The sequence below is a fragment of the Novipirellula sp. genome, from assembly GCF_041583735.1.
GTDB lineage: Bacteria > Planctomycetota > Planctomycetia > Pirellulales > Pirellulaceae > Novipirellula.
On record NZ_JBFHFD010000902.1, the window covers coordinates 1 to 2,647 of the forward strand.

At 56.5% G+C, this 2,647-nt stretch carries 2 protein-coding genes and 1 pseudogene; 1 reads left to right on the forward strand and 2 read right to left on the reverse strand.

All coding sequences use genetic code 11. From position 1 onward, the window contains the following. Together ABX962_RS34375 and ABX962_RS34380 are read right to left on the reverse strand one after the other, a co-directional pair. Positions 1 to 239 (reverse strand): annotated as a pseudogene (locus ABX962_RS34375) ([Fe-S]-binding protein); the annotation flags it as partial. Beyond that, positions 236 to 1,930 carry a leucine-rich repeat domain-containing protein gene (locus tag ABX962_RS34380; protein WP_372726173.1) on the reverse strand — a complete coding sequence of 565 codons (1,695 nt, stop codon included), beginning with the start codon at positions 1,928 to 1,930 and terminating at the stop codon, positions 236 to 238. The pseudogene ABX962_RS34375 and the gene ABX962_RS34380, both read right to left, overlap by 4 nt. Before the next feature lie 259 nt (positions 1,931 to 2,189). Between ABX962_RS34380 and ABX962_RS34385 the strand changes: the two genes are divergently transcribed. Next, positions 2,190 to 2,647: sulfatase-like hydrolase/transferase (locus tag ABX962_RS34385; RefSeq protein WP_372726174.1), on the forward strand; the 458-nt coding region annotated here is incomplete at its 3' end.

Here is a 2,647-nt window from a genome sequence, read left to right on the forward strand (position 1 = left end):
GGAACGCCGCCGCACCGTTTGATAAAATCAACCACCGCCGAAACGAGGGTCGGTAAGTCGGCGATCCCGCGACTGCCGACCGCAATTGCAACCGTTTGCCCCGGACGAAGCCGGCTTGCCAAGGTCGAATTGCCAATCGCGACATCGACCGATTGACGGACATCGTCCACCGCCAGCGAGGCGAAATGTTGGCGAAGCCGGAAACATTGCGGCAGTTCTGATTCCACGGAGTGAGTCATTGCACGCGTAGCTCCAGCGGATTGAGTTTGACGTTGGGGCGAGCTCGTTTAAATTGTTCGAGCCGAGCGTCGGTGACCTTGGTTTGTTGGACGTCCAGGACTTCCAATTTCGGCAGCGACTCGATCACGTCCATCGCCGCGTCGGACACCTCGGTCTTGGTCAACCACAACGTTCGCAGCTCGCTCAAACCACCAATCGCCTGGATCAGCGTGTCGTCGATCGCCGCAAAACTGAGATCAAGTTCCTCGAGTTTCCGGGCGTTTTTCAAAGGACCTGCGATACGGTTATCGACCGCCGTCGCCTCGAGACTTAACTGCGTCAGCGATGTGGCACCAGCCAAAATGGAGTTTACGACGCCCGAATCGATTTGGCGGTTTCGCGAAAGATCCAGCCAATCGAGCTGCGGCAGTTTTGGAAAACGTTCAATTCCATCGGCCGTCACTTCACAGGACGACAAACACAACCTCTTCGTCGTGGGAACAGGCGGATTGCGTTTCAGGTCATCGTCATTGACGCTCAGAAACGAACGCATCGGTTGCACGCCCGTGTCGGGGGCGGCAACGTTTGGGTAGGGGGATTCGATTCCGTACAACTCGGCCAAATGGTGATAGATCCATTTGCGGTTTTCAACGTTGCCACCATCAAGCAATTGATGAGTATGGGCGATCGCGTGCGCGTAGTAGCGAGCCAAATCGGGGCGTTGTTGAGCTTGCAGTCGGCCTTCGGGCCCGAGTTCCGAAAGCGGCATAAAATCGCCTCCGACCAACGTGCGGTAACGAGCGTATTGCAGCCGCGATGCATCCCACCCGCCGAGCGTCGCATGACTCGCGTGCAACTGCAGTGATTCAAAATAACCGGCGACCCCTTCGATCAACCAGAACCCAGCATCTTCGCCAGGCATTTTGTCGCTTCCCGATCGGCTGGTCCGCGTCCGAGTCGATCGCGTGGCTTCGCGAAACAATTGATGCGTCAGTTCGTGGCGACGTGTTGCTTCGGTTTCCTCGTGTCCGGCAAACAGGAACGTCGTGCGATTTTCGTCACTATAAAAACCGGTAGAACGTTCGATCCCCGGAATCGCCTTCGATAGAGTCGCAGCGTATTCATTTGCATCACGAAAAAGCACGACGGTCATTTTCGTACGCGTGGAAAGCCGCGACGTTTTTTTGCTCAGATGATCGGCGATCGAGGTTCCCGGTGTCCACTCGTCAAACGCCAACGCGACTTGTTGGTTGCCTTCCCACAACGGGAAAAACATCTGCGTCCACACCCAATAACATTGTTCCAGGTCGACGGCGACTCGTTGTGAATCATCGTTCGAAGCGCGGCTGTAGATCGTAAAGTGGGGCGATTCAAATTGCTGGTAACTGCCGCGTCGCCATTGCAACCACGAAGGGGCCGCTCGCCCCCGAGCCGACCGAATCTCAATCGTTCCGCTCAAGGGCAGTCCGAGAAATCGGCGAATCGCTCGATCGCTTGGATCGGCGGTATGAGCCTGCCAAAGTTCGGTATAAGCCCGCCAAGCCAAATCGGCTGCCTCCGATGCCGTGCCCGTCGCAGCAGATTTGTCCAGCATGGCTTGATTTGCGACGGATGCCCCATCCCATTTTGCCACATCCACGGCCGCAGCGTCGGCTGGCAATGCGACCGCAAAAGTGGTGCGATCGGCCGCAGATGAGGGCGTCGCGGTCAAGGCAAAAAGAAAAGCGATCGTCAGAATGGAGCGAAGCGTCCCGTTCGGACGGCTCCCCCGTGGCGACCGGACGGCTCGCGCCGTGCCGCTAAGCTTGCAACCGGACCAATGGACTCGCGAACGAAAAATTTGAAATTGATGCAACGTATTCGCCATCTGATTGTGGATCTATTAAACTGGGGACGACTTCCTTGGGCTCCCCCCCAATCGGTATCACTGATGCCGCTTCGCATACCGATGCCAATCTCCTTCCAACCTCATGCCTTCCCATCCTATGCAATATCCAGCCCATTTCGGATCGCAGATCACGCGTTTCGCACTCCTGACGCTTGCCCCGATCCTTTCATTATGTTCGCTAGGCAGTCTTGTCGCAGCCGAACGCAATGTGATTTTTATCATCACCGATGACGAAAGCCCCACGCTGGGGTGCTATGGTGATCCGGTTGCCAAGACGCCTGCCATTGATGCCATCGCCGCCGATGGCATGTTGTTTCGCAATGCATTTGCCACGACCGCGTCGTGTAGCGCCAGCCGCAGTGTGGTGATGAGCGGATTGCACAACCATCGTAACGGACAATTTGGTCACCAACACCACTACCACAAATTTGCGTCGTTTCACGACGTGGTCGGTTTGGCGATGCCGCAAGTGATGAAGAACGCAGGCTACCGCACGGGACAGATCGGCAAGTACCACGTTGCGCCCGAGGCGGTTTATCA